This window comes from Arthrobacter sp. 2YAF22_2 (genome assembly GCF_052114645.1).
In the GTDB taxonomy this organism is placed as follows: domain Bacteria; phylum Actinomycetota; class Actinomycetes; order Actinomycetales; family Micrococcaceae; genus Arthrobacter.
Genome location: NZ_JBFRFD010000613.1, coordinates 1 through 1,885, shown reverse-complemented (window position 1 = coordinate 1,885; position 1,885 = coordinate 1). Strand labels below are relative to the sequence as shown.

General features: G+C 65.4%; 2 protein-coding genes and 1 pseudogene. 2 read left to right on the top strand and 1 reads right to left on the bottom strand.

The features are described from left to right. On the bottom strand, nt 1-389 hold a 389-nt coding region (locus AB4Y86_RS17875), incomplete at its 3' end, for a P1 family peptidase (RefSeq protein WP_441403496.1). A 192-nt stretch (nt 390-581) separates the two neighbouring features. On the opposite strand from AB4Y86_RS17875, the gene AB4Y86_RS17870 reads away from it, so the two are divergent. After that, entirely contained in the window at nt 582-1,532 is a 951-nt protein-coding gene (locus AB4Y86_RS17870; RefSeq protein ID WP_441403495.1) for a carbohydrate ABC transporter permease, read from the top strand. Further along, nucleotides 1,529-1,885: pseudogene (locus AB4Y86_RS17865) on the top strand (carbohydrate ABC transporter permease); the annotation flags it as partial. The gene AB4Y86_RS17870 and the pseudogene AB4Y86_RS17865, both read left to right, overlap by 4 nt.

Genomic DNA, 1,885 nt, shown 5'->3' with positions numbered 1-1,885 from the left:
GTTGCCGTGTAGCCCATGTCCGCCGTCGGGCGCGCTGCGAAGTCGCCGCCGCGGCCGAGGTCGAAGATGGCGGCCGCGGGCACGATTGGGACTACTCCCCCGGTGACGGCGAAGCCGCGGCCGTTTTGCTCGCACCAGCGCTGGGCGCCGTGTGCGGCTGCCAGCCCGAAGGCGCTGCCGCCGGTGAGGACCACGGCGTCGACGGCGGTGGTCAGGGTGGTGGGGTCGAGAGCGTCGGTTTCGTGCGTGCCGGGACCACCGCCGCGGACGTCGACCGAGCCGACGGTACCGGGCGGCGGCAGGACCACCGTCACGCCGCTCAGCCAGCCCTCCCCGGTCCGGGAGGCGTGGCCCACGCGGATTCCGGGCACGTCTGTGATCGCTGTCATGGCTCCATTGTGCCAAACGAACACTGTGGCCTACTGCAACCAACCGGAGGGTGAACGGGCGACGAAGCCTGGCATAACAAAGCTCTGACAAGGCCTCATGCGGGGTACCGGCCCCAACCGGTGTGGTGAAGTGTTTGTTGATCCTCCACCCAACCGCCCGTCATCGACAGGCCCGGATCCGTTAGAGACCCCATGACAAAACAATTACTGGACAGTCCTGCGGCCACCGCCGCGGCCGTCACTCCGGACCAGCGCAGGGGACGCTGGTCCGCCCGGTCCCGCCGGGACTTCATCGTGTTCCTGGCCCTGGCCTTGCCGAACCTGGCATTGATAGCGGTGTTTACCTATCTCCCGCTGATCAACAACATCTATTACTCGACGCTGGACTGGACGTTGGGCTCTGCCTCCGCCACAGTCGTCGGCTTCGACAACTACATCAACTTCTTTACCAGCACCGACGCCCCCAAGGTACTGGGGACCACGGCCGCCTTTACCGTCGTCACCGTTGGCGGTTCGATGGTCCTCGGGTTGCTGGTGGCCCTCGCCCTGAACTCCAAGGTCCGTGGCACCACCTTCGCCCGGTCCGCCGTCTTCGCCCCCTATGTGCTCAGCGGGGTCGGCGTCGGACTGGTGTGGCTGTTCATCTTCGACCCCGGCTACGGGGTGCTGTCCTGGCTCCTGCGCGGCATCGGCCAGCAGAGCCCGCAGTGGATCAACGACCCGCAGCTGTCCCTGGTCATGGTGATCGTCGTCTACATCTGGAAGAACCTCGGCTATTGCGCCGTCGTCTACCTCGCGGGTCTCCAGTCGCTCCCCCAGGATGTGATGGAAGCGGCCTCGCTGGACGGCGCCAGCGGTTTCCGCCGTTTCGTCGGCATGTCGGTTCCGCTGCTCTCCCCCACCACGTTCTTCCTGCTGATCACCACSATGCTSAGYTCSYTGCAGGCMTTCGACCTGATCCGSATCATGACCCCGCTCGGCAACGGCACGTCCACCCTGATCTACGAGGCCTATCTCCAGGCGTTCGGCGCCTACAACCGGGCCGGTTACTCGGCATCCATCTCCGTGGTCCTCTTCGCGATCCTGCTCATCATCACCGTGCTGCAGCTGCGGTTCGTCGAACGGAAGGTGCACTACTCGTGAGCACGCTCTCTCCTGTTAGTCCCGATCCGGCCAAAACCTCGGGGTACACCCCCGACGGCGGTCCGCAGGTCCCGGTGCAGCGCAGCCGCCCTTTCTCCCGCGCCAACCTGGTCCAGACGATCGCCGGCGGTTACATCCCGCTGATCGTGGCCAGCCTCGTGGTGGTCGTGCCGCTGCTGTGGATGTTGCTGAGCTCCTTCAAGCAGCCCGGCGAGATCGTCACCACCGATCTCAAGATCCTGCCGGAAGGCCTCAACCTGGACAATTACCGCGTCGCCATGACTACCGTGCCGTTCGGCCAGTTCTTCGTGAACAGCCTGATCGTCACCACCGTGGGCTCCACGGTGAAAGTG